Raw genomic sequence first — 25,236 nt, forward strand, 5'->3', positions numbered from 1 at the left:
CCGCCCCCCAAACCCCTCCCCCCTGCTAGACCTCTGCGCAGGCATTAAGAGAAATGCAAACAAGCCATGTTAGACTAAGAACACACCCCAAAGGATAGAAATGATCACACAGGATCGAGTGTTAGACGCGCTCAAAACCATTATTTACCCCAATTTTGAACGCGATATTGTGAGTTTTGGTTTTGTCAAGAATGTAACCTTGCATGAGAATCGCCTAGGACTGCTTTTAGAAATCCCCTCTAGCTCTTCTGAGGTCAAAGCCACCTTGGAGCAAGCGGTGCGTGCCAAAATGCAAGAAATAGGCATTAGTGCCCTGCAGCTAGACATCAAAACCCCCCCAAAAAGAGAACCCCAACAAGCCACCAGCAATAAAAACCTAGCCCCCAATATCAAACATGTGGTGATGGTCAGCTCAGGCAAGGGCGGGGTGGGCAAGAGTACCACAAGCGTTAATCTAGCCATCGCCCTAGCCCAACGCCAACAAAAAGTTGGGCTTTTAGATGCCGATGTTTATGGTCCTAATATCCCTAGAATGTTAGGCTTGGTGGGCGTGGATCCGATGAGCGATCCTAGTGGTAAAAAGCTCATCCCCCTAGAGGCTTTTAATGTGAAAACCATGAGCATGGGTTTGCTCTATGAAGAGGGGCAGAGTCTCATTTGGCGCGGTCCTATGCTGATGCGCGCCATTGAACAAATGCTTACCGACATTTTATGGGGACAGCTAGACATTCTCATCGTGGACATGCCCCCGGGCACCGGGGATGCCCAGCTCACTTTAGCCCAAGGTGTGCCCATTAGTGCGGGCATTAGTGTAACCACGCCCCAACTGGTGAGCTTAGATGACGCGGCGCGCTCTTTGGACATGTTTGCTAAATTGCATGTCCCCATTGCGGGCGTGATTGAGAATATGAGCGGGTTTGTTTGCCCCCATTGCGCGCACACTAGCGATATTTTTGGCAAAGACAACTTGAGCACGCTCTTAGAGGCGTATCAAACCCATCTGCTTGCGCGTATCCCGCTAGAAATGCAAGTTAGAGAGGGGGGGGATAAGGGCACACCCATTAGTGTGCTCAATCCTAAATCCCCGGTCAGCCTTGCCTACCAACAAGCCAGCGACAAGCTTTTAGAGTTTTTGGCCAAAGTGGCGCGCGAAGAGCTGGCCACCAATAAAGAGATTCAACCCACAACCCGCTAATTCTGTGCTCAACACGCTCAAACGCGCCATCCATCTTCACGATCCGGGCTATTTTAGCCTGATCTACGCGCTCAAGGCGACTTTTACCACCTTTCTATGCGCCGCGTTGGGGGCGTTTTTCTTTAGCCCCTTTGTAACCATCTGGGCAGGGTTTCAGGCTATTTTCATTTATTTTTTAAGTGTGCTCATTAGCGATAAAGATCACGAAATCTACTATCTATTGGGTTTTATCGCCCTGAGTTGTGCGAATATTTTGCTCTTCTACCCCATCGCGCATTTTGGGGTGTGGCTGTGCGCACCCATGTTTGTAGTTACCTTCTTGGTGGGCATGTCCATAGCCTATAGCCCCGATCTGCACAAGGTCTGCAACACTGCTTTGTCTAATGGCCTTGTAACCTGCCTATTTGTGGACGCGCACGCGCCCATTGATTTGCAACAGAGTTTGGGCATGGTGAGCCTGCTAGGCATTCTTAGCATTCTCTTGCAATACTTCATCTTTGTCTCCAAGTACAGCGCCTTCACTAAAAAGCGTTTTGGCATTCTGCTCTCCAACATGGAGCTGATGTTACAATACGCCAACCGCCCGCGCGATTACGCCATGATTCAAACCCAAGTGCTCCAACAAATCCAAAACACCAAGATGATCTTGAGCTCCAAATCCAGCAAGATCAAAGACCCCCACACCATCCAAAACCTCCAACGCAGCCTCTTTCAACTCCACGCCCTAGAAGAGATGTACCACTCCATCCATTCTATCTATGGGCATTTCAACGCCCAAGCTCTAGAGTTGGTGCGTCAAGAACTCTTGTTAAATTTTAAGATTTTAGCGGGCGTGTTTGCCCAGAAAAATCTCCCCCTGCGCACCGATGCCCTAGAACACCTAGACCCCCATGTGGATAAGCTGGTGCGCCGCTCCTTAGAGATCATCTACAATAAAATGCACACCTTTCTCATTGGGGGAGAAATGCCCCTCAACCCCCAAAACGCGCCCCTCCCCTCGCCCAAGAGTATTTGGCATGCCCTGCGCTTGAAAAACCCCATTTTTCAATACGCCTTCAAATACGCCACGGCCATGGGGATCGCCGTTTTCATCGCGCGCTACTTTGGCTTTAACCATGGCATGTGGATTGCCATGGCGACCTTGATGGTGTCGCGCTCCTCTTTGGGGAGTATTAAAGAAACACAAGTAGAATTTATCAAGGGTACCAGTATTGGTCTTGTACCCGGACTCTTGGTGGTGTGGCTCTTTGGAGGGTCGTGGTTCTTTGATGTCTGCCTTGTGATCGCCATTTTTTTGTTTATTTATCTGAAGGTGTATTCTTACACCACTTGGGCGGCGGCGTTGATGTTTGCCTTTGTGCTCTGTTTTTCACTCTTTAAGCAACAATTTGTAGATTTGGTTACCGCCCGCCTGCTGGACATTGGGATTGGGATTGGCATTGTTTATGCCGTTTTTCTCTTTCTATGGCCTAAGTATGATAAAGATGCCTTTCTCCAGCACACCCAAAGCGTTTTGAGCACTCTTAAAAATCTCTTAAGTCTCACCCTCCAACCCAATAACCCCCATATGTTGGCCACCCAAAAGGTGTTCTTAGAACAGCTCAACGACTTTAGACTCTGCTTGAAGAACGCCCGCAGCGAAACAGCTGATCTTAAAGTGATTGAAGCGCTCTTTAGAGCCCTCAAATGCCTAGATGTGCTAGACACCTCTAGTTATCGTCTCTATGAGTTTTGCCACTCCACCCCCCTATCTGAAGAAACCCAACTCTTTGTACACAATAACACCCGCCTTATTCTCAACCGCTACACCCAAATGCTCAATTACATCCACAACAAACCCCATTTCTTCAAACCCCAAGAAGCCGGGCGTTTGCTCAGTGTCAACAAGGATCTAGATTCGCTATTTGACACGCTCTTCAACACGCAAAACGCATTGTTTAGAGAGATTATAGCTGTGTTCAAATACTAGGCAAGGCATAGCTCCCTAGCGCGCCCAGCCACAACGCCGCCCCTTCGCTGGTCAAAATCAAGGGGTTGGGCAAACTGTAAATCTCTCTCTGGCTAAAGAGTTGGCGTTCTTGGGCGCAAAACCCCCCCTCAGGGCCTATGAATACACCTTGTTCTAAATTGCGCAATGGGGCGGTGCTTGCTTGCGCGTTGCAATCTAGCACTTTGGCATGTGGGTAGGCCTGCAGGGCTTCTTGAGTGCTCTGGAGTACCTCTAAGGCCATCAAATCGCTCCGCCCACTTTGTTGGTTGGAGGCGATCAAAATTCTCTCCAGGCGTTGCATTTGGCGCACTCCAAAATCCCCCCTTTGGCTGTATTGCGCGTAAAAAAAGCTAATTTTGCACACCCCCATTTGATTCAAATAGGGCAACACCTTCTCAATTTCCCTATGCGCGATCAACGCCCAGATCAAATGGGTTTGGTGTGTGGGGCGTTTGGGGGTGTAGCGACTCTCTAATAAGCGCAAGCACGCGTGTTTCTTGTACACGCCAACTTGGGCATAAAAGTACAGCGTGTCGTCTAAAAGATTTCTAAACGCCAAAACTTCTTGAGCTTGGGTGCGTCGACTTAAATACAGATGTCTGTAAAGCTCTCCCTCTAGGGTGATTTCATGCTGGCCTGCTTGGGGGTGGTAACTAAATTGCATCTTCTCTCTTTTGCTTTTTGGGTGGGTTTATGATAACATTACGCTTAAAACAATGGATGATTTTTGAACCCTACACCTTCTCAAGAAGCGGTGGTCTTGTTGAATATGGGCGGACCCAACCACTTACAAGAAGTGGAAGTTTTCTTGCATAACATGTTCAATGACCCCTGTATTCTCTCTATTAAAAACGCCCGCTTACGCCAATTAGTGGCTAAATTCATCGTCAAAAGCCGCGCCTCTAAGTCGCGCGCTATTTACGAACGCATTGGGGGCAAATCCCCCATCGCCTCTTTGAGCGCGCAATTGGCCCAACGATTATGCGCTCTGGATCCTAGCCGGTATTACACCTATGCGATGCGCTACACCCCCCCGTATGCCCTAGGAGTGTTGGAACAACTCCAGCAATGTGGAATCAAACATATCACGCTCTTTTCCATGTACGCCCAGTACTCCACCACCACCACCCTCTCCTCGCTCACAGACGTACATAACGCCCTGAAAACTTTGAACTATGCCCCGTTTTTAAACACCATCGATCGCTTTTATACCAATGCGCTCTATAACCAAGCCATTGTGCAAAGCATCATGAGCACCTTAAAGGGGCGCGATCCTAAAGAGTTTGTGCTCATTTTTAGCGTACATGGCTTACCCGAGCGCGTGATATTACAAGGCGATCCCTACCAAGCCGAATGCATCCACCACGTGAGTTTACTCAAGCAAGCTTTAACGCGTGCGTCTTTATTTTTCAAGCGTGTAGAGTTATCCTACCAATCCAAAGTGGGCCCTATGAAGTGGCTAGAACCCAGCACGGAAGCGCTGATCGAACACTACCGTAAAAGCAAATTAATCATTTACCCCCTCTCCTTTAGCATCGACAATTCTGAAACCCTCTATGAATTGCAAATCCAGTACCGCTTGGACGCGAAGCGTTTGGGGGTCTTGGAATATTTGGTCTGCCCTTGCTTGAACGATCACCCCGATTTTGCCAAAGCTATTTTAGAAGTTTTAAACAATCAACACGCTAAGCCAAGCTAGATTTACTCTATAAGACTACAATGGAAGCCCTATTTAATTGAAAGGATTGCTATGTGTAGATTTTTTTTGTGCTTGCTTGCTTTATTCACCCTAGCCCACGCAGATGACGATGCGATCAATGAAGACATGATCAGCGCAGGGACCAATAGTCCTAAACAAGCCCTAGAAGAGGCCAATAATTTAGACAAACAGAGTTATGCGGGACTAGAAGATGTGTTCTTAGACACCAAGACCATCGCCCCAAATGGGAAATACATGCTCCTCATCTTTGGCAAAAATGGCTGCTCTTATTGCGAATTGCTCAAACAGGACATCAAGCAACACAACACGCTCAAGAACTTCATCAAAACCCATTACAGCGCCTATTACATCAATATTAGCTATTCCAAAATGCATAGCTTTAGGGTGGGAGGGGTGCACAAAAACAAAGAATTCAAGCTCCCCACCTCTGAGCTAGCCTCTATCTACGATGTGAATTCCACCCCCACCATTGTCTTTGCCAACCCGGATGGCAAAACCATCTACGAGCTCCCCGGCTACATGCCCTATAAGCAATTTCTAGCCGTCCTAGAATTTGTGGGCAAGGGCTTGCACAAGGGCATCAAGGACGACAAAGAGTTTATCCAAAAACTGCGCGCCTATATCTTGAAGCGCACTAGGGAGCTCAATGCGGCTTAGGGCACTCTTAAATTTCTTTCTGGGTTCATTTTGGGTGGCGATCCCAGTGATGATCACCTATGCCACCGCCTGCGCGCTAGCAACCTTTGTAGAAAACGACTATGGCACGCCCGCAGCCCAAGCGGTGGTTTATCGCACAGCTTGGTTTAACGCCTTGCACGCTTACTTGCTTGTACTCATTGTGGGATCGCTCATTAGTTCTAGGGCTTTCCAGCGTAGGCGCTGGGTGAGTATCTTTTTCCATCTCTCCTTGGTGTTGATCATTGTGGGGGCTGGGGTAACGCGTTTCTTTGGTTTTGAGGCGACCATGCACATTCGTCAAAACACCACCAGCAATAGCATCACCACCAGCGACACCTATCTCAATATTCAGGTGCGCAAGCCCAACACTCCCCCCCTGCATTTCGCGCTCAAAAGCGCGCTCTCTCCCTTCTCTGGACATTTGCCCATAGAAAAACTCGAGGTCTATGGCAAGCCCTTGATCTTAGAACCCTTGAGCGTGCGCAAACAAAGTGCTGATAAAAGGGATAACCACGCTCTTTTAACTCTCAAAGTTACCTATGAAGGACAGAGCCACACCTATGCCATCACAGGCGGGCCCGGGATTGAAAGCCAAGATGTGGAGGCAGATTTTCAAAATGTACAAATTGCCATTAATTGGGGAGTTACCACTAAAAAACTTCCCTTCATGCTCAAGCTCAAGCGCTTTGAGCTAGAACGCTATCCGGGGTCTATGAGCCCCTCTTCTTATGCCTCTGAGGTGGAGATTTTAGACACTAAAGGACAACTCATCAAACCCTATCGCATTTTTATGAATCATGTCTTGGATTATGGGGGATATCGCTTTTTTCAAACCTCTTACGATCGCGATGAAAAGGGCACTATTCTCTCTGTCAACAAGGACCCGGGCAAATCCATCACCTATATTGGTTATGCCGGCCTGATCTTGGGGGCGATCGCGCTCTTGTTTAGCAGAAGTGGGCGCTTCCAAAGATTGTCTCTCTTTCTTAAATCCCAAAAGATCGCTGGGTTATTGCTCGCCTGCGCGCTGGGGTTTGGGGGGGCGCATTTGCGCGCTGAAACAGCCAAGATTGACATGCACGGGGGCAAAAGCGCCTCCACTCCCTTAAATGACATGGGCAAGGTTACCCTAGAGAAAGAAAAGATCGCCTCGCGCAATGCCCTGATTATCCAACGCATGAAAAATCTCAAGGCGCATTCTAGGGGCAAATTGGGCAAGTTCCAACGCTTGCAAGTGCAAGGCTTTGATGGGCGAATCAAGCCCTTAGACACTTTGAGCATGGATCTCATCCACAAAATCACCCACCATGATGGCTTTAAGGGCATGGACAATATCCAAGTGATGCTAGGCATGATGCTCTATCCGGATGATTACAAGAGCATCAAGATGATCTACACTTCCACGCATAAATTGCGCCAAATCTTGGGTGTGCCCCCCAATCAAACGCGCGTGGCCTTTGTGGATATTTTTGGCCCCCATGGCTATAAACTCCAAAACTATGTCGAAGAGATCAACCAAAAAGCCCCTAAAGACCGCGATGAATTTGATAAAGATGTGCTCAGAGTTGATGAGCGCGTCAACTGGGTGTACACCATTTTTAGCGGGGCAATTTTGAAAATCTTTCCTGAAAAGACCTCTAGCTCTTGGCTCTCCCCGGCCGATGCGATCAAGAGCAGCGATGCCTCTTTGGCCAAAGAAGCTAGGGAGTTTTTGCGCGCGCTGTTCGTGGGCTTTGATGCAGGGGTGGATTCTAACCAGTGGGCACAAGTCAACCAAACCTTAGACGCGCTGGGTGCTTACCAGCGCGCCCATAGTACTTTGGTTTTAAGCCCCTCCAAAGTCAACGCGGAGATCTTTTTAAACCATAGCAATTTCTTTAACATGCTCACTTTGCCCTATATCCTGCTAGGCTTGCTCTTGCTAGGGGTGGTGTTAGTGGCCACTTTTCAAAACAAGCCCCCTAGGGCTTGGGTGCATTGGGGGTTTTATAGTATGCTAGCCCTTTTGGCTTTAGCCCACACAACCGGACTCTTGTTGCGCTGGTATGTGAGCGCGCACTCACCATGGAGTAACGCCTATGAATCCATGCTCTATATCGCATGGGCAGCCATTATCGCCGGGCTCATTTTGCGCTCCAATCTAGCCCTTTGCGCCTCTAGTTTTTTGGGGGGGATCGCGCTCTTTGTGGCGCATTTGGGCTTTATGGACCCCCAAATTGGCAATCTAGTGCCCGTACTCAAATCCTATTGGCTCAATATCCATGTTTCTATTATCACGGCCAGTTATGGCTTTTTGGGCTTGTGCTTTATCTTGGGGATTCTCACTCTCTTGCTCTTTGTGCTCAGAAGTCCCAAACGCCCCAATATTGATAGCACTATCTGCTCTTTGAGCGCGATCAACGAAATGGGCATGATCTTAGGGCTCTTGATGTTGAGTGTGGGCAATTTCTTAGGGGGTGTGTGGGCCAATGAATCTTGGGGGCGTTACTGGGGTTGGGACGCTAAAGAAACATGGGCGTTGATTTCTATTGCCGTCTATGCGGTGATCTTACACCTGCGCTTTTTGCGCTTTGAGTTCATGCCCTTTGTCTTTGCTAGCGCGAGTGTACTAGGGTTTTACTCCATCTTGATGACCTATTTTGGGGTCAATTACTACCTCTCAGGCATGCACAGTTACGCCGCGGGCGACCCCCTGCCCATCCCTACCTTTCTTTACTTTTTTGTGGCAGGTACGATCCTGCTTATCGTGGTAGCGGGCTGGAAACGCCAGCTTGTGATGCCTAAACTCTAGGCTCATTAATCTTAAATGGCTACAATAGCGCGTTTCAATTTTACTCTAAGGGAGATTTAATGGCGACTCGAAAAGAACACGATTTTATTGGCGAGATGGAGATCGATGATAGCGTCTACTATGGCATCCAGACCATGCGCGCGGTGGAAAATTTCAACATCACCCACGATCGCCTGTTCAATTACCCCATTTTTATCCGCTCTTTTGCGCAGGTAAAAAAGGCCGCGGCTCTGACCAATGCAGAATTAGGGCTCATTGATATTAAGATCAAGGACGCGATTTGTCATGCCTGCGATAAAATCATTGATGGGGAGTATCAAGATCAATTCGTGGTAGACATGATTCAAGGGGGTGCGGGCACAAGCACGAACATGAACATGAACGAAGTGATCGCCAATGTTGCGCTAGAATATCTAGGGCATAAAAAGGGCGAATACCAATATTGCCACCCCAATGACCATGTCAACCGCTCTCAATCCACAAACGATGTGTACCCCAGTGCGCTCAAGATCGCCATCTACGAACGCCTAGATCACATGACCCAAGTACTCAAAATTTTAAAAGACGCGTTTGCCAAAAAAGCCAAGGAATTTTCTCATGTACTCAAAATGGGGCGCACCCAACTTCAAGACGCTGTGCCCATGACTTTAGGGCAGGAATTTGAAACCTTTGTCTCTATGGTAGAAAAGGACATCCAACACATCTTGGACGCGCGCAGTTGGACGCGCGTGATCAACTTGGGCGGGACAGCCATTGGTACGGGCATTAATTCCCATCCCGATTACAAAGGCCTTGTAGAAAAGAAAATTCAAGAAGTTACCGGCAGGCCCTTCACCATCGCCCATGATCTCATTGAAGCCAGCCAAAGTACGGGTTCTTATGTGCAAGTGAGCGGCGCGCTCAAACGCGTGGCGATCAAACTCTCTAAAATCTGCAACGATCTACGCTTGTTGAGTTCAGGACCTAGGGCGGGCTTGAATGAAATCAATCTGCCTAAAATGCAACCGGGAAGCTCGATTATGCCCGGCAAGGTCAACCCGGTGATCCCAGAAGTGGTCAACCAAGTGTGCTTTTCTGTGATTGGCAATGACTTGGCTGTGGCGATGGCGGCTGAAGGGGGGCAGTTGCAACTCAATGTCTTTGAACCTGTGATCGCTTACAAACTCTTCCACTCTTTTGTGATGTTGAATCGCGCGATCCGCACTTTGGTAGAAAAATGCATCAATGGGATCACGGCAAATGAGAAAATCTGCCATGACTATGTCTTCAATAGTATTGGCATTGTAACCGCGCTCAACCCCCATATCGGGTATGAAAAATCCGCCTCCATCGCTAAGGAAGCCTTGGACACCGGTAAATCTGTGCATGAAATCGTACTAGAGCGCAAGTTGCTCACCAAAGAGCAACTGGCTGAAATCTTCCAACCTGAGAACATGTTAAGCCCCCATGCCTTCAAAAAGCATAAAGATTAGCCTTGAGATGGGCGTTGCTCTTTTTACTGGGTAGCATCCTAGGCGCGCATACCCCTGCGCGCCCGCGGATGCTATCCCCCATCCCCCCTGCCCAGCAAATTGTCGTGCCCCTAGAGCCCTGTAATGATGATTGTTTAAAAAAGCTCTATGCAGATGGGCAGATTTTTTCTTTCATGGCACGCTATACTCCTAGTCAAGACGCGCAATTGCAAGATGACTATACCATCATCAGCGATCTACTCAACCCCACTCTAGCCATAGCCGCCAAGCCAGATAATGAGGCGCAGCCCACACAAAGCACCACACAAAAGGTAGCGCTCTTAGTGCCCAAAGAGGTGGTAGGGAAGTATAGCAATACCGCTATTAATGCTATTTTGGCGTATTTAGCGCTCAAAGAGCAAAATTTCATCTTTAGGGTCTTTGATAGCAAAAAAGAAGATCCGCAGAGTTTAAAACAGACCTATCAGGAGATTGTCAAAGAACATTTCCCCTTTGTGATTGCCTTGCTCACGCAAAATGGGGTGCAGAATTTGATCAGCCAAACTCCCTTAAGTCTGCCCACCATTGTGCCCAGCGCGCACAAGGATCAACTAGAAAAATTGGTAAATTTGCCCTCTACTTTGATCTTTGGGGGGATTGATTTTGCCCAGCAGGTGGCCATGTTAGTGGATTTGAGTCAGCATAAACCCTTGGTGCTTTACAATGACGATAGCTTTAGAGGGGCGATGTTGGGCAAGAGTGTTCAAGATTTGGGCGCGCCCATTCTCTACCAAGACACCATCACCTTTAAAAAAGCGAGCGCTTTTTCACACGAGCTCAGAAGTCAGATTAAGTATTTTAAAGAGGGCGTTGTCGTACTCAACACCCCCATTGTTAAGACAGGCTTGCTTCTCTCCCAAATCGGCCTGCTTGCGCGCGCCAAACGCCCCCAAATGTTACTTTCCTCGCAAATCAATTTCAATTTGGCTTTGTTCATGCTCACTCAAGAGCGCGATCGCCAGCATTTCTATCTCACCAGCGCGATTGGCAAAATCAACCCTTATTTAGAACAATACGCTTCTATTTTGGGGGTGAATCTGGCCTATGATTGGGTGGGTTATACCAGTGTCAATTCCCTAGAACACATGTTAGTAAGCACCTACCACATTGCAGAACGCTATTTTAGCGAACCCTTGCAAGACAAGCAGATCATTTACACCAACACCATTTATACCCCCGAAGGTTTGGGTTTTGTGCCCCTCTCCTTGCCCACGCGCCCGCCTAATTCCCCCGTTTTGCTTGAAGAACAGGGGAATAATGAATAAAGGACACCAGTGCAAGTACATTTAAAACACGCCACCCCATTGAGTTGTTGCTATGAAGCGATTCGCACTTGTTACCAGAGTTTTGCTTACAGCGATGGGGGCGGACGCAAGGATTTAGAGCTCATCGATCGCGTGGCAAACAAATACCGCCACAATTCTACCCTAGAGCATTTGTTTTACAATTTTGAAATTCTAGGCATCAGTCGGGCGTGCTTGCAAGAACTTGCGCGCCATAGAATGGCGAGCTTTTCAGTCAAATCCAGCCGCTACACTTTGAGCGAACTCAAAAGCGAGGCGAGCTTTTTACCTCTAGATGCCAACAATCTAGCGCGCGCCCAAAAGTTTTTGGTTTTCACCGGAGTAGAAGCGGTCGATCACGCCAGCGTGCAGGCTTTAGAAAATTTGCGCTTGTTAGTGAGTAGCCATGTGAAAAACGATTACGCCAAATTTGCCATGCCTGAGAGCTACAAAACTTCTCTAGCCTTCAGCGTGAACGCGCGCAGTCTGCAAAATTTTCTCTCTTTGCGCACGGATTCTAAAGCCCTTTGGGAGATTCGCCAACTTGCCTTTTCTCTCTATGACGCTCTGCCCCAAGATCACCAATATCTCTTCAACGCGTGCTTGAAGGATTCGCGCTGAAACTATACCTCGTTGACACCTTTAGTCTGCTCTTTAAGTTTTACTACCACCTGCAGGATTTACGCACTGCAGCGGGCACAAACACGGCATGGTTAAGCGCTTTTGTACGGGTTGTACAACAAGTCTATAAGCTCAAAGGGGATCATGTAGTTTTTGCCCTAGAGAGCAAGGAGAACAAGCGCAAAAGCCTCTGTTCTACCTATAAGGCAAAGCGCATCGCCCCCCCCGGATTAGAGGATCAGCTGCCCATTATTTTGGAGTGGATGGAGAAAATGGGGCTAGATGTCTTTAGTGTGGCAGGGTATGAAAGCGATGATGTGATTGCAAGCTTGTGCAGTGTTTTTGCCCATGCACAGGTGCGGATTTTGAGCGCGGATAAGGATTTTTATCAATTAGTCAGCCCGCGCGTTTTTCTATGCGATCCAAGCACCCATGCCCTTAAAGGTGTAGAAGAATGTCTAGAAAAATACGGCATTTATCCCCACCAATTTGTAGACTATCAGGGCTTGATTGGGGATAGCAGCGATGGCTATAAGGGGGTGGAGGGCATTGGACCCACCTATGGGGCTAAACTCATCCAAGCCTTTGGGACTTTAGAAAATCTCTACCACACCCTAGAGACCAAAGGGATCACACAGCCCAAACTTCCTGCTAAATTGCAACACGCGCTTTTAAGGGATAAAGAGCAGGCGTTTTTGAGCCGCCAGCTTGCCACTTTGCACACCACACTTTTTAGCCAGCCCCCCACCTTACAACCCTTCCCCCAAGAAAACCCCCTATTGCGCATCACAGACGCTCTGCAACATTACGAAATGTTCGCCCTGCTCAAGCAAATCAATCCCACCCCCAAAAACCCCCCCCAAATTTCCCCAAGCTCCCCCCAAGCTCCCCAACAAATCCTAGCGCGCCTCTTGGCGTTGCGTGTCTGTGCGATCGCTTTAGAACCCCAGGGCTTGTTGGGCATTTTAGGGCTAGAGCCTCCTAGCGATTTTATCCTCTTAAACCTGCATGAAGCGCAGGCTCAAGCTTGCTTGCAAGCCCTCTACCGATGTAAGCTCATCGGCTATCAGATCAAAGAAGTTTTTCTAGCCCTCAATCAACACTGCTCTTTAGATTTGCCACCAGATTACGAAGATGTCGCGCTATTGGCATGGTTACACAATTCAAATTTAGAGCCTAAGATCAGCGCGCTAGCTAAAGTCTTGGAGCTAGAAGCCTTTGAGAGCAAACCTAACGCCCCTTTAGACGCGCTAGCCCTAGAGCGCAACACGCAGGTGATCGCTGCTGCCTATGCGCATTACCAACACCACTTGAGTCCGGCACTCTTAGAGTTAGGACGCACCCTAGAATACCCCTTATTAGAAATTTTATACCGCCTGCAGGTACAGGGCTTTAGGTTGGATTTGGCGTATTTTCAAGCCTTGCAACAAGAGTTCAAAGAGAGCTTGCAGGCGTTGCAAAGCACAATCCACACCCTCGCGCGCACCCCGCTCAATGTCAATTCTACCAAGCAATGGGCGCATTTTCTCTACCAACACTTGGGGCTACAGGCTAAGGGGGTTAAAAAGATCAAAACCGGGTTTTCTACCGATGAAGCCAGTTTGAAAGCCTTGCAGGAAACCTACCAAAATACGGTGATTCAAGGCGTGCAGATCAGTGCGCTGTTGGACGCTCTCTTGCAATATCGCGAAATTTTCAAACTCCAAACGACCTATGTTGAACCCCTGCTCACCCAAAACCAACATGGCAAGATTCACAGCATTTTTTACCAAAACACGACAGCTAGCTCTCGCTTGAGTTCTGCACATCCTAATCTCCAAAACATCCCCATACGCACCCCCTTAGGCAAGAAGATCGCCCATGGATTTATCCCCAGCGCGCCCGATCTGCTCTTGCTAGGGGTGGATTATTCTCAAATTGAGCTCCGACTCTTGGCGCATTTTAGCGGGGATGCGCAATTGATTCAAGCCTTTTTACAAGGTCAGGATATTCATCTTAACACCGCCCTAGCTCTCTTTAATGACCCCTCCAAACGCCATGCGGCTAAGAGCATTAATTTTGCCCTGCTCTATGGGATGGGTCCCCAGCGTTTAGCCCAAACCCTTAAAATCAGCCAAGCAGAAGCTAAAAGCTATATTGAACACTACTTCAACACCTTCCCCACAATTAAGGATTTTTTAGAGAATCTCAAAGCGCGCATTCTACAAGAACACCAGATCACCACGCTTTTAGGGCATCAACGCCATTTTGACTTCACCCATGCCAATCCCAAACTCCAAGCCGAGTATTTGCGTGAGGGAGTCAACACCCTCTTTCAAGGGAGTGCTAGCGATTTGGTCAAATTAGCCATGCTCAAAATCCACGCGCATATCGCCCCATATCCCAGAGTTAAAATGTTGGTACAAGTCCATGATGAAATCCTCTTAGAAGTCCCCCATGCGCACGCCCCACGCCTAGCCTCAGAGATCAAAACCCTTATGGAGACAATTTATCCTCTCAAAATCCCCCTAGAGTGCCACACCGCCATCGCGCCTAATTGGGGGGATTTGAAGGGTTTGTAGTGGGGCTTTTCTGTGGTAGAATATCCGTTTTAGATTTTTGGCGCATATAAGGAGAGTTATGAGCATCTATGTTAAGAATCGCATCCGTGGGAAGATTTCGTTGCATGAAAGGGGGCAGGGAAGGTATCGGGTTCACTTTGAGGCCCATCAGGTCGTTGTGCAAGCCAAATGCTCTGAGAGTGAAGTAGAGAGTTGTAAGGTAGATGATGACGTAACCATCATCCTCAAAGTCATAGAAGTCTTAATTCCCAATTTTAGCCAACGCTTGAAATTGGACCCCATGGCCTTTAACGGGGTGATCCTAAGCATGAAAGCCGATCGCAAAGAGCCCGACATGCAACGCATTGAAGTGTCTTTGAACGATTGCAGCGTGGATTTTGTGCTCGATCAAGGCTCGATTGAGCTCTACCATCTAGACAATGGTAAAGAACTAGTGCTTTTTTGCAAACCCGAGCACATCACGCTCTACTAACTACCACCAAGGCCCATACATCATGGGCATGCCCGTTGCCATTGGGTACATGCCATAGGGATACATGCCATAAGGGTACATCCCCATCCCCATAGGCCCCATGCCCATTGGGTACATGCCATAGGGCGACATCATCGGGTACATCATCGGATTCATCGGATAATAAGGCATGTAGCCCCATCCAGAGGAAGGCAGGGGGGAGATGGCGAACTTGCCCCCATGCGCCATCTTGACTCCAGCTAGGGAAATGGTGTGGAAAGCACCATAGCGTTTGGGCTTGCTTTCATCAGGGATGTCCCCGTCCTTATTGCCCACACATTCGTTTTTAATTTCCCCACACTCGTTGAGCGTGTCCACATCAGGCAGATTAGGGTTCACATCACTAGGATCGCCTACCCAGCACCCCCCCAAAAGCGCGATCACCCCAAAGGGCAGTAATGATTTACGCGCGCGCGTCATGGCTTGGGTTTATTCTTAGGATTAGCCCCCTTCACCCCCACATCCACGACATCCATAAAATCGGAGCGGAACTCTAGGGCTTTATTGGTAAAGACGGGTTTGAAATTGTTCTTAACTAGGGGCTGTGCGTTGGCTTGAGGGGCGTGGCACTGGGTGCAGTTGAAACGCGCATCGCTGATTTTCCCCTCCTTAGTGGGGCGGTTGTTGCGGAAATCAAAGAAATGGGACTTAGGCACAGGGGTCGCGCCCACACTGCTAGCCACATCGGGCATGTGGCAACCCAAACACTGGTTATTCTCTTTAGTAATGGGCAAAAGCCCGGTTGTGTCATGGGGGATCATGGGAGGGGCGTTTTCATAGGCGCGCTCGAAGCGTTGGCTCTCCCCTGGGGGTTTTTTATGGAAATCATATGCGCGTAACTTTAAATCTTTCTCATCTTCTAGGGGGGTGTTGCGTAGCCCAATCTGTGTATCGCTTATGAGAGATTGTTTTGTTGCGGACTCTTTACTTTGCTGGAGGTGTTCGTGGTGTTGGCTGGCCGCCCAAAGCCCCCCTGCCACAAACACGCCCGCTAAAATTCCAAAACGCATTTCACGCCACATATACATCCTTTTCTTAGTTTGTGGAATTATAGCAAGTTTAAAGCATTTATCAGATTACGGATTGCGCTAGCCTACCTGTTCAAAATGACTTGCAAGCACAACATTAAGTCCTCAACTCCAGCTATGCAGAGTATGTCAACTCTCCCAAGTTCTAGATCGCCCTAGGGGAAGCTAGAGCTAGGAGAAGAAAAGGTAAACTTTTGATGGGGGTCAAGACCGGTTAATGGGTAACAGGGCGCGCGTAGCCACGTACATACACGCACTTTTGACCCAAGAGCCACCAAAACCATGGCCAAATCGTTTTGGTAACCTTAGTGTTGATGAGCTCCCATTGCTTGGCCTTTATATTGTCCGCGTTCTTACCCCACGATCTTGCGACAGTTTGAGCGACAATCTTGTCAGATTGCGCAAACGCGTTTGCCTGTTGCTGCGCTTGTTGCAACGCCTCTTGTTTGAGATCATCAGCATTGCCATAGGGCCATGTAAAGTAGCTACAAGCAGACCCATAAACGGGCTTGACATCCCCGCTTATAGGTTGGTTAGGATTAATATCTGCCAATTTAGTGGTGCAACCGGTGAGCAAGAGAGCAAGGGCTACCCCCCCCCCCCCCCCACAAATAAACGCGAACGCAAAGCCATGAAAACTCCTTGAAATAAAATAGACTCCCAACATCGGCAAAAAAACGTCTTTTTGAACAATCTCACCCACTTTTCACATCAATTTCATTTAAATACAAGGTCCCTAAAAACCGCCCAATCTTTCAATAAGATCCTGATTCTTGGCAATATGGGTTTTAATGCCTTCTATTTGATCTTGGATGCGCTCGATGTCTTGTAAACTTTTTTGGGCGATCTGTTCCATTTCATGGGATTGGTTCTGTAGGCTGGTGAGCGCGCCATTGAGCGCATCTAGGCTTTCATTGTTTTGGTGCGTGGAGTCCAAAACAGCTGCAGAAGAGTTTTCAATGTTTTTCACTCCCGTTTTCATGGCATTGAAAGTGGCGCTAATTTCTTCTAAATGCGCCTTAACCCCACTGGCCAATTTGCCCACTTCATCAGCCACTACAGCAAAGCCGCGCCCGTGCGCGCCCGCTCGAGCCGCTTCAATAGCCGCGTTGAGGGCTAATAAATTGGTCTGGTAGGAGACACGATCAATTTTTTGTAAGGCTTGTGCCACTTCCATGATACTGCTGTCAATGGTGCCCACACTTTGGAACAACGCGTCCGAAAGTTGTCTTAGGAGTGCCATAGAATTCTGCAATTTCAAGGCTTCGTCTTTGAGTGCATGGACATAGCCATCATTAGAAGCTGCGCGCGTGGCAATCTCTTGGAGATAGGCGTTATTGGCATTGACAATTTGGTTATAGCCCCGGTATTGTTCTAACAAGGTTTCTTTAATCTCAATGGTCTTTTGGAGGCGGTTTTTTTGGATTTGATCGTAATAGAGTAGAGTGTGCTTGAAATGCGTTAAAAAGTCCTTGTACGTGTTTTTGCTAGGGGGACCTTTAAAGATACAAAGCGCGGTGAGAGTTTGGTTTTGGTGTAGATTATGAGAAACTTCCCCAAAAGTGGAAAACCCGCTAATAGGGCAGGTGTCAAACGCGCCAAATTGGGACAAGCTCTCTTGATTGTTGGCGCGTCTTAAAATGCAGTCATTGGCCAAGATGGTGTAGGGGTGTCGACCTTGCATGAAATTCTGATAAGCCCGCTGGAGATCTTGAAGAAAATTCTTCGCCTTGACCAAGAATAAGGTCTCACCAAAGTAGAGATCGCAAAAGAAATGGATACTCTTATCTGCATTGAAAGCCCCTGCAGAACGGATAAAGAGTTGCCCCCCCACCTCCACGCCAAAGGTATACCCTTTCATGGCCTGATCCAAACCTTCCGGAGCGCAGTTAAAATGCGCACAAAGGGCATCCACCGCGCCGACCAACTCGTTTTGGATGAGAAAAGAACGCACTTGGCGCAATTCAGGGCTACACTCCCCAACCAAAAAGGATGCAGAGGTTTTTTCAAAATTATGGGTGCTGAAGATGTCGTAATGGTAATTAGGCTGTAATTTACAATAGATCAACACCGCTTCTTGCGCGCTGATCTTTCCATTGAGGGCAAGATTGGCTTCTTTAAAATCCAGCTTTCCCCCCGCACTCCCCCCTACCAAGTGGCTTAAGGGGATTTCAGACTTCGCCAACGCTTCTAAAAAGAAGCTCTCTGAAGAGGTCAGGCCCGGGAAATAGGTCAACACAAATGTGTCTGCGGGGCGCACGTGCATGGTGGGGCGCACTTGGCGCATGATTTCCTCTTGGAGCCTTTGCTGGCGTGTTTGCAAATCCATGCTAATTTGGCCTTGCTGTAAATCTGTACAAAGGGTGTTTACCATAAAAGCTTCCAATTGTACGAAGAGCCCGGGGCCAAAATAATGCAAGAGCAAATCGCTAGTGCGATTGAGATTGTAAAAATCTTTTTGTGAACCCCCTAGTTGGCCAGCGGTTTGGAGAGCCAAGCGCACTTGCACATGGGGAAATTGACGTTCTAAGGTTTTCACCACATCGCCAAAGGGCAAGTGTGCGGGCACAAAAGCTAGAAGCAAAGACCCCCTTCCCCCCTCTCCTAGACGGCCTAAGCTTTCTAATTGGTTATGGGGCACCAACAAGTTGGTGCTACTAGGGGGCATGTCTTTAGAAGTGGGTTGGGCGCGTTTGAAGAACATGGGCTTCCTTAAATTAAGAATGATCTATTCTAACACAAGCCACACTGGGCTAAAATAATGAACTTAAGGAAAACCAAGAGAGCCCCCAAAAGGGGGCTTAAGAAACCTAGCTTTTGTCTTTGGCCAAGGTGCGGATGTACTGATCGGCCAAATACAAGCCATGCCCGCTCTCACCCATCAATTTGATCTTATCTAAGATGTTTTTGAAGAGCACTTCTTCCTCGTGTTGTTCAGCCACATACCATTGTAGGAAATTGAACGTGGCATAATCTTTGTGCGCTAACATGTGATCTACCAATGTGTTAATAGAGTGGGTGATGTGTTGCTCGTGCTTGTAGGCTTTCTCGAAGATCTCTACGAGGCTTTTGAACGCGTGTTCGGGAGCCTTGACCTCTTTGAGCTGCACGCCCACTTCGTTCTCGTTTAAATAGGTGATGATCTTGGTCGCATGTGCGTACTCATCACTGGCGTGATCAAATAAGAACAGGCCCGCCCCATCAAAACTATGGGTGTAACACCATGAACTCATGCTCATATACAGATTGGCAGAGAAAAACTCGTCCATCACTTGGCTGTTTAGCAACTTGGCTGTTTCTGAAGGCAACATGAAAACTCCTTTTTAGTTTGTATCATTATTATAGTATAAATGAGAAACAAAGTCAAGAGTTTTTAGTACATTTTTTGCAAAAACACGCGCTTGCGCGTCTAGGTGATAAATATCCTCCAAATGAGAAAGCCCCCTACACGCGCTCTCAAAGCGCGCTAGGCTTTGTTCTACTACTTGGACAATCTGCCCAAAGGCAATTTTGCCCTCTATAAAGGCTTGGCAGGCTGCCTCCGCGCTCGCATTCAACACCACACCTAATTTTGGGTTCTCCAAAAGCGTGTCCTTTAAAGCCCATAGGGGGTATTTGCGCGTGTCTATGGGCTCAAAGCGCAAGGGGGGCAGGGCGCATAAATCTAGGGGGGCGATGCTGGCAAGCTTGGGGGCAAGCTTGGGGGCTAGGGCATGGGCGATGGGGAGCTTCATATCCGGGGTGGCTAGCTGGGCGTGCAGGCTTTGATCCTTAAAGCGCACGAGGGCGTGCACGCTAGAAGTGCGCTCAATATAGGCATCAATGGCGCTAATACCAAAGAGCCAACGCGTTTCTAGCACTTCAAAGAGTTTATTGAGCATGTTAGCCGCGTTGATGGTGATGTGCATGCCCATGCTCCAATTAGGGTGTTTGAGGACTTTTTCTAGGCTTTGATGGGGGATTTGCTCAGGGTCTAGATCGCGCAACGCGCCCCCACTCGCGCCCAAATATAAAGTTTGCACCTCTGATATAGAGCGTTGTTTGAGCAAACTCCACAGCCCGAAGTGTTCGCTATCAATGGGGATCATGTTCTGGGTGGGCAAGAGCCAGCCCGCCACGACTAAGGATTCTTTATTTGCTAAGGCTAGGGTTTTGCCTTGTTGCAAGGTGCTTAGGGTGGGCTGCAAGCCGGCAAACCCACTTAAGGCATTGAGCACTAGATGAGAACAGCAAGCGCCCAACATCTCCTCTAGCCCATGTGTGCCTTGAAACAACACCACCTCTTTAGGCAAAGCCTGCATGAACGCACGGCTAGGCTGGGGCAGAAAGACTTTTTGGGGCTTGTGGGCGTGGATTTGTTGCAATAGCAGCTCTTCATTGCGCCCGGCACTCAAGGCTTCTAGGCGCACCCCCAATAATTGCGCCACTTCTAGGGCTTGAGTCCCAATTGAGCCCGTGCTCCCTAAAATCACCACCGCCTCAGACAAAGAAGACATCTCCAAAAAATAACAAGAAGTGCAAGCTCACCCCCCCAAACAACATGGCATCTAGGCGATCCAAGATCCCCCCATGCCCGGGCAAGCACGCCCCGCTGTCTTTGACTTCGGCTTTGCGCTTGAGATAACTCTCATACAAATCTCCTAAAATCGCGCTCAACGCCACAATCACGCTCACCCCCAACGCCCACACAAAACCCACACTCCACATGCCCACCAATCCCCCCAACAGGCTAGAGAGGGCTAGACCGATCAAAGAGCCCTCTAGGGTTTTTTTGGGCGAAGTGGGACTTAGGGGGATTTTGCCCACCAATCTCCCCCCAAAATACGCCCCCACATCAGCCACCACCACGATCACCACCAGCCACACCACCCCGCGTACGCCAAAATCCTTAAACAGCGCCAAGAGGATCACAAAGGGCAGAGTGGGGTAAATGAGGGGCAGGACCTGCGCAATATTCTTTGCTCTGAAGGCTAAGACCCCGGCAAAAAACATCCCCACAAACAACGCGCTTTCAACGGGGCGCGGGCTAATGTAAGCAAGCCCCCACACCACTAAAGCCAATCCATAGTGCCAAAACGAAAAACTGAGAGCATGGATTTTTTCATAGAGTTTTAAAGCCTCATGAAAACCTAGCAAATACGCCACGCCCAGCACCGCCCACACTAGACGCACATCATTAAAAGCCAGCACAACTCCCACCAAGACAACTAAAACTAGCCCCGTGATGTAGCGCGTTTTCTCCCCCTTCAACTTAGAGAAGTCCATTTTTAACTCCTAACAAAGATTGCCCCCACTAGGGCATAGGTGATCGCGCTGATGAGTGCGATCCCTAAGACATTGAGCCATAACCCGGCTTTGATCATGTCTTGAATGCGCACATAGCCAGAACCATAGGCGATCGCATTGGGTGGGGTAGCCACGGGCAACATAAAGGCGCAGGTAGCCGCTAGGGCAACAGGGATGGTAAAAAATAACGCTTGGGCGTGCTCATAGCCCAAGCCCAAAGCCACGCCCCCAATCACGGGCAAAAAGGCGGCGGCTGTGGCGGTGTTAGAAGTGACCTCCGTTAAAAAGATCACCAACGCCGCCACCAACACGATCAAGAGCAATAAGGGCAAATTGGAGAAATGCGCCACTTGATGCCCGATCCACAAAGAAAGCCCGCTTTTGCCAAATTGCGCGCTCAAAGCCAGCCCGCCCCCAAAGAGCAAAAGCACATCCCAGGGGAGTTTTTTCATGGTGTCCCAATCAATCAAGCGGGTTTGTTGGACAGGGATGATAAAGAGGATGAGCGCGATTGCCATCGCGATGATGGAGTCTAGATTGACGATCTTGATCCCCATAACGTGTAAAAGCGTGCCTAAGAAAATCCAACTCAAACACGCCAGCGCAAACAAGCATGCCACCCAAATCTCTCCGGGACTCATCGGTCCTAATTTTTGCAACTCCTTAGCGATCACCTCCTTACCCCCGGGGATTTCTTTGATTTTAATGGGGAAGATCACATAGGTGAGCAAAAACCACGCCCCTATAAGCATGAGTAAGGCGATGGGCACGCCTAAGATCATCCACTGCCCAAAGCCAATTTTAAGATGAAAGGCTTCTTGCATGTAGCCAGCTAGTAGGGCGTTGGGGGGCGTGCCTATGAGGGTGGCTAGCGAGCCAATAGAGGCGCTATAAGCAATGCCCAACATCAGACAGATACTAAAATTGGTGCGCGGAGTGGGAGTGGGGAGCGCCTCTTTAGTTTTATGCATAATGGTGTGCAATGCCCCGCCATGGGTGGACTTGTAAGAGAGAGGATCGTCTAGGGATTGGGGTTTGCTTAAGGGTTCTTGCCCTTGGAGCAATTTTGCCACCAAATTTAGCACACTCAAACCCACGGGCATCATCATCACTGCCGTGGCGGTGTTAGAGACCCACATGGACAAAAAGGCGGTCGCGAGCATAAAGCCCCCCACCAATGCCCTAGGACTCGTGCCCACAAAGAGGATAATTCTGAGCGCGATACGGCTATGTAGATTCCAGCGTTGCATCGCCATCGCCAGCACAAACCCGCCCATGAATAAAAAGATAATCGGACTCCCATAGGACGCGCCCACCTCTTTAAAGCTTGCCACCCCCAACGCGCTAAAGAGCACTAGAGGCAAGAGAGCGGTGGCGACTAATTCGATCGCCTCGCTCATCCACCACACCCCCATTAAAACCGCCACCCCCGCCACGATGGGCAAAGAATCCAATTTGAGCCCGGGTTTGCTCAATATGCTTTTAATGACCTCTAAATGCGCGCTAAGGGCGCAATACACCCCCAAAGCCAAAAGCAACCCCCCCCAAAAACCCACCCATGGCACACTGATCTTAAAACCCTTCATTAGCGATCCTTTTACAAAACTGGAGTGTAAGCTAGAAGGCTTAACATTTTGTTTAAATCTTAAGAATGGGGCGCACAAGAGCGCGCATAAGCATAACGCAACACATCTATACTCACAAAATCCCCCTCCCAAAACACATAGAAATACGCCCAACCATTGTGGTTTTTCTTGCCCAAGTGTTTAGCCGCCATTTGGTGGATACTCAAGGCCTCTTGATGATCATGCAAGCGATTCTCTAGCAAGTAACAGATGTAATTTTTCTGCTTGTCGTAAAATTCTTGTTTCTCTTGTAGAAAGCCCGCTAGGGTGAGTTCTCTTAAGCTCACTTTGGGAGGCTTGATCTCTAGACTAGCTTCTATGAGAGGGTTAGTAACAGGGGTGATCTTAGCGATACGCTGGGTGGCTTCCTGCACAAAGAGGGGGTTTTGTTCGATGCCTAAAAAGCGCCGTTTAAATTTTTTAGCCACCGCCCCCGTGGTGCCCGTGCCAAAGAAGGGGTCTAAGATCAAATCCCCGGGCTTACTGCTGGCTAGAATGATCTTTTCTAAGAGGGCTTGGGGTTTTTGGGTGGGGTGGAGTTTTTTACCATCGGTGCCTTTCAGGCGCTCTGAGCCGATACAAATCCCAATCTGCCATATACTGCGCTCTTGTTTGTTGTGGTTGAGGGCTTTCATGGTTTTGTAATTAAAAGTGTAGCGGGCATGTTTGTCCTTAGCGCACCATAATAAACTTTCATGGGCGTTGCAAAAGCGCCTACCCCTGAAATTAGGCACGGGATTGGGTTTAGCCCAGACAATATCATTGAGAATCCAAAAGCCCAAATTCTGCATCAAATAGCCCAAGCGGTAAATATTTTGAAACGAGCCCATCACCCAAATACTCCCATGCGCTTTTAACACGCGCCTACACTCCTTAAGCCACGCTAGGCAAAAATCATCATAAGCCTGCAAACTCTCAAAGCGATCCCATGGCGCGCACACGCCTTCAAAAACCTCCCCATTATCACGCAACAACTCCCCATGCGTTTGCATAAAATAGGGCGGATCGGCGATGATCAAGTCCACGCTCTCAGAGGGCAGGGTAGGCAAGAGTTCTAGGCAATTCCCTTGTAGAATGCGATCGATTTTTAACATCTAGCCTCTGCTCCTCAAACTCCAACAAAGTTAAACCACGATTATACCGCTTTTAATCTCCCTTAGTTCAAAAAGGTGTGGTGCCGCCACAATCACACAGACAAAAGAGCACACCCCTTAAGAAGTGGTACTAAAATTCAACAAGGCATTGAGGTAGTGGGTGTATTGTTTTTCTCTTGCCTCTATCTCAGCGGGTAGCCCTTGCTGTAGGTCTGTGGTGAGGGTGTGGAATTGATCTAAAATTTCTATGATTTTTTCTTGCACTACAAGAGGGGGGAGGGGGATAGTAAAGGACATGACATGTTTATCTGCAAGCATGGGGTAACTTGTGCCCTCTTGCCACGCTTGGGCATGGTTGAGAAACCGCCGGCTTGCAATGTTGTAAAAAATCCACTCGGGGAGGACTTTAGTTGTGTCTGCACGCAAAACACAAAAACCCGTGCTACAGATTTGCCCGTTATGCTGTGGCTCTACAAGAGTATATCTCTTTAAAAGAGGGCGCGTTGTGCCTAACAACACATCTTTAGTTTTCACAATGTAGCGGGCACGGGATGGAGCGTTTTTGGCGTTAATGGGGGTGGTTTGCGTGATTTTTGATAATTCTCTATCCACGCTCGCTAAATCAATATAAGCATAATTGCTATTATTATCCTTCCATTTGACATTGGCAACCCTATGGGTTGCCTCCCCTAACTCCACCCACTCCACCTTAAACGACTTTTTGAGAAGGGCATGGGTAAAATCATAAGACTCACGGGTTACCCCCCCCCCCCCACTGGGATCACGCCCAAAGTCTAAAAGGGCATTGAGATAATAAGAATATTGTTTTTTTCTTGCTGTAAGCTCTGCTGTAAGCTCTGTAAAGCAATCAAGAATGGTTACTATTTTCTCTTGCACTATGAGCGGGGGGAGGGGGATGGGAAAATCATACAAAACCCCCTTATCTAGTTTGGGCATGGTTGCCCCATACAAATTAGCCCTTAACTTGTTTTGGTTGCTTTGCAACACATAAAAAACAAACTTGATTAGGGCGGGCATATCCTCCTTTTTACTCGCCACAAAACAGACATCAGTCGCCCAAAATTTACCCACTTGAAACCCCACATGCCCCGCACTACCTGCCCGTGCAATGGTGATCGCCTCCTCAAAGTTATAGGCGTGGTAGCGTCCCGTTGGTTGGACACCCCCGCCCCAAACGGGATAAGGCGCATTGGCACGCATTTCTTTAGTAGTGATCCGCTCGCCCGTTCTTAAGGCGCACACTTCTTTAAGGGGTAAAAACTCTACCCCCTGCGGGCAATGTTCTTGTAAGAGTTTTTCTAAAGGGTGTTTAGGCATGGGT

The 25,236-nt window shown here is 48.5% G+C and carries 20 protein-coding genes and 1 pseudogene; 10 read left to right on the forward strand and 11 right to left on the reverse strand.

The window, feature by feature from the left end; translation table 11 throughout:
- Nucleotides 1-91: 91 nt before the first annotated feature.
- Together EAO38_RS02490 and EAO38_RS02495 are read left to right on the forward strand one after the other, a co-directional pair.
- Nucleotides 92-1,195 (forward strand): annotated as a pseudogene (locus tag EAO38_RS02490) (Mrp/NBP35 family ATP-binding protein); the annotation flags it as partial.
- Between the two features lie 4 nt (nt 1,196-1,199).
- On the forward strand, nt 1,200-3,164 hold the full coding sequence (locus EAO38_RS02495; protein WP_121020801.1) for an FUSC family protein: 1,965 nt from the start codon (nt 1,200-1,202) through the stop codon (nt 3,162-3,164).
- On the opposite strand, the gene EAO38_RS02500 is transcribed toward EAO38_RS02495, so the two are convergent.
- Nucleotides 3,154-3,849 (reverse strand): RsmE family RNA methyltransferase, encoded by a 696-nt coding sequence (locus tag EAO38_RS02500; protein ID WP_121020803.1) that lies wholly within the window; start codon nt 3,847-3,849, stop codon nt 3,154-3,156. The two genes, EAO38_RS02495 and EAO38_RS02500, sit on opposite strands and share 11 nt — an antisense overlap.
- Nucleotides 3,850-3,912: 63 nt before the next feature.
- Here EAO38_RS02500 and hemH point away from each other — a divergent pair, with 63 nt between their 5' ends.
- From hemH to EAO38_RS02540, 8 genes are read left to right on the forward strand one after another with little or no spacing between them, the layout of a single operon-like run.
- Nucleotides 3,913-4,884 (forward strand): ferrochelatase, encoded by a 972-nt coding sequence (hemH, locus tag EAO38_RS02505; protein ID WP_121020805.1) that lies wholly within the window; start codon nt 3,913-3,915, stop codon nt 4,882-4,884.
- A 51-nt stretch (nt 4,885-4,935) separates the two neighbouring features.
- Complete coding sequence (locus EAO38_RS02510) at nt 4,936-5,562, forward strand: SoxW family protein (protein ID WP_121020807.1); 627 nt, start codon at nt 4,936-4,938, stop codon at nt 5,560-5,562.
- On the forward strand, nt 5,552-8,374 hold the full coding sequence (gene ccsA / locus EAO38_RS02515; RefSeq protein WP_121020809.1) for a cytochrome c biogenesis protein CcsA: 2,823 nt from the start codon (nt 5,552-5,554) through the stop codon (nt 8,372-8,374). The genes EAO38_RS02510 and ccsA overlap by 11 nt, the downstream gene beginning before the upstream one ends.
- A gap of 59 nt (nt 8,375-8,433) precedes the next feature.
- Nucleotides 8,434-9,846, forward strand: coding sequence for an aspartate ammonia-lyase (gene aspA, locus EAO38_RS02520; protein WP_121020811.1), 1,413 nt, complete (start codon nt 8,434-8,436; stop codon nt 9,844-9,846).
- Nucleotides 9,847-9,848: 2 nt separating this feature from the next.
- Entirely contained in the window at nt 9,849-11,150 is a 1,302-nt protein-coding gene (locus EAO38_RS02525; RefSeq protein WP_205588326.1) for a type 1 periplasmic-binding domain-containing protein, read from the forward strand.
- Between the two features lie 9 nt (nt 11,151-11,159).
- Nucleotides 11,160-11,789, forward strand: coding sequence for an FAD-dependent thymidylate synthase (gene thyX / locus EAO38_RS02530; RefSeq protein ID WP_104752363.1), 630 nt, complete (start codon nt 11,160-11,162; stop codon nt 11,787-11,789).
- Nucleotides 11,768-14,350, forward strand: coding sequence for a DNA polymerase (locus EAO38_RS02535; protein WP_121020813.1), 2,583 nt, complete (start codon nt 11,768-11,770; stop codon nt 14,348-14,350). Before thyX ends, EAO38_RS02535 begins: the two co-directional genes overlap by 22 nt.
- Nucleotides 14,351-14,408: 58 nt before the next feature.
- Nucleotides 14,409-14,822, forward strand: a complete 414-nt coding sequence (locus EAO38_RS02540) for a hypothetical protein (protein WP_121020815.1) — start codon at nt 14,409-14,411, stop codon at nt 14,820-14,822.
- On the opposite strand, the gene EAO38_RS02545 is transcribed toward EAO38_RS02540, so the two are convergent.
- From EAO38_RS02545 to EAO38_RS02590, 10 genes are all read right to left on the reverse strand, one after another.
- Nucleotides 14,823-15,281 carry a U1 small nuclear ribonucleoprotein gene (locus EAO38_RS02545; protein ID WP_121020817.1) on the reverse strand — a complete coding sequence of 153 codons (459 nt, stop codon included), beginning with the start codon at nt 15,279-15,281 and terminating at the stop codon, nt 14,823-14,825.
- The gene (locus tag EAO38_RS02550) at nt 15,278-15,883 is read right to left on the reverse strand and encodes a nitrate reductase cytochrome c-type subunit (protein WP_121020819.1); all 606 of its coding nucleotides are present in this window, start codon (nt 15,881-15,883) and stop codon (nt 15,278-15,280) included. Before EAO38_RS02550 ends, EAO38_RS02545 begins: the two co-directional genes overlap by 4 nt.
- A 220-nt stretch (nt 15,884-16,103) precedes the next feature.
- Nucleotides 16,104-16,556, reverse strand: a complete 453-nt coding sequence (locus EAO38_RS02555) for a hypothetical protein (RefSeq protein WP_121020821.1) — start codon at nt 16,554-16,556, stop codon at nt 16,104-16,106.
- A 69-nt stretch (nt 16,557-16,625) separates the two neighbouring features.
- Nucleotides 16,626-18,593 carry a methyl-accepting chemotaxis protein gene (locus EAO38_RS02560; RefSeq protein ID WP_328588086.1) on the reverse strand — a complete coding sequence of 656 codons (1,968 nt, stop codon included), beginning with the start codon at nt 18,591-18,593 and terminating at the stop codon, nt 16,626-16,628.
- Nucleotides 18,594-18,699: 106 nt separating this feature from the next.
- Nucleotides 18,700-19,200 (reverse strand): ferritin, encoded by a 501-nt coding sequence (locus tag EAO38_RS02565; RefSeq protein ID WP_121020823.1) that lies wholly within the window; start codon nt 19,198-19,200, stop codon nt 18,700-18,702.
- A gap of 12 nt (nt 19,201-19,212) precedes the next feature.
- Nucleotides 19,213-20,364 (reverse strand): 1-deoxy-D-xylulose-5-phosphate reductoisomerase, encoded by a 1,152-nt coding sequence (gene dxr / locus EAO38_RS02570; protein WP_205588329.1) that lies wholly within the window; start codon nt 20,362-20,364, stop codon nt 19,213-19,215.
- A 4-nt stretch (nt 20,365-20,368) separates the two neighbouring features.
- Complete coding sequence (locus EAO38_RS02575) at nt 20,369-21,154, reverse strand: phosphatidate cytidylyltransferase (protein ID WP_121020825.1); 786 nt, start codon at nt 21,152-21,154, stop codon at nt 20,369-20,371.
- Between the two features lie 2 nt (nt 21,155-21,156).
- Entirely contained in the window at nt 21,157-22,761 is a 1,605-nt protein-coding gene (locus EAO38_RS02580) for an SLC13 family permease (protein WP_121020827.1), read from the reverse strand.
- A 59-nt stretch (nt 22,762-22,820) separates the two neighbouring features.
- Nucleotides 22,821-23,894 (reverse strand): DNA-methyltransferase, encoded by a 1,074-nt coding sequence (locus EAO38_RS02585; protein WP_121020829.1) that lies wholly within the window; start codon nt 23,892-23,894, stop codon nt 22,821-22,823.
- Nucleotides 23,895-24,011: 117 nt separating this feature from the next.
- Nucleotides 24,012-25,232 carry a restriction endonuclease subunit S gene (locus EAO38_RS02590; protein ID WP_121020831.1) on the reverse strand — a complete coding sequence of 407 codons (1,221 nt, stop codon included), beginning with the start codon at nt 25,230-25,232 and terminating at the stop codon, nt 24,012-24,014.
- Between the last annotated feature and the right edge of the window lie 4 nt (nt 25,233-25,236).

Origin of the sequence: Helicobacter vulpis, from assembly GCF_003660395.1 — a bacterium.
Lineage (GTDB): Bacteria > Campylobacterota > Campylobacteria > Campylobacterales > Helicobacteraceae > Helicobacter > Helicobacter vulpis.

Bases quoted from the DNA above. Each gene is read 5' to 3' on its own strand.
- EAO38_RS02500 (WP_121020803.1), bottom strand. From the start codon at position 3,849: ATGCAATTTAGTTACCACCCCCAAGCAGGCCAGCATGAAATCACCCTA.
- EAO38_RS02510 (WP_121020807.1), top strand. From the start codon at position 4,936: ATGTGTAGATTTTTTTTGTGCTTGCTTGCTTTATTCACCCTAGCCCAC.
- ccsA (WP_121020809.1), top strand. From the start codon at position 5,552: ATGCGGCTTAGGGCACTCTTAAATTTCTTTCTGGGTTCATTTTGGGTG.
- aspA (WP_121020811.1), top strand. From the start codon at position 8,434: ATGGCGACTCGAAAAGAACACGATTTTATTGGCGAGATGGAGATCGAT.
- EAO38_RS02540 (WP_121020815.1), top strand. From the start codon at position 14,409: ATGAGCATCTATGTTAAGAATCGCATCCGTGGGAAGATTTCGTTGCAT.
- EAO38_RS02545 (WP_121020817.1), bottom strand. From the start codon at position 15,281: ATGACGCGCGCGCGTAAATCATTACTGCCCTTTGGGGTGATCGCGCTT.
- EAO38_RS02550 (WP_121020819.1), bottom strand. From the start codon at position 15,883: ATGTGGCGTGAAATGCGTTTTGGAATTTTAGCGGGCGTGTTTGTGGCA.
- EAO38_RS02555 (WP_121020821.1), bottom strand. From the start codon at position 16,556: ATGTTGGGAGTCTATTTTATTTCAAGGAGTTTTCATGGCTTTGCGTTC.
- EAO38_RS02560 (WP_328588086.1), bottom strand. From the start codon at position 18,593: ATGTTCTTCAAACGCGCCCAACCCACTTCTAAAGACATGCCCCCTAGT.
- EAO38_RS02565 (WP_121020823.1), bottom strand. From the start codon at position 19,200: ATGTTGCCTTCAGAAACAGCCAAGTTGCTAAACAGCCAAGTGATGGAC.
- EAO38_RS02575 (WP_121020825.1), bottom strand. From the start codon at position 21,154: ATGGACTTCTCTAAGTTGAAGGGGGAGAAAACGCGCTACATCACGGGG.
- EAO38_RS02580 (WP_121020827.1), bottom strand. From the start codon at position 22,761: ATGAAGGGTTTTAAGATCAGTGTGCCATGGGTGGGTTTTTGGGGGGGG.
- EAO38_RS02585 (WP_121020829.1), bottom strand. From the start codon at position 23,894: ATGTTAAAAATCGATCGCATTCTACAAGGGAATTGCCTAGAACTCTTG.
- EAO38_RS02590 (WP_121020831.1), bottom strand. From the start codon at position 25,232: ATGCCTAAACACCCTTTAGAAAAACTCTTACAAGAACATTGCCCGCAG.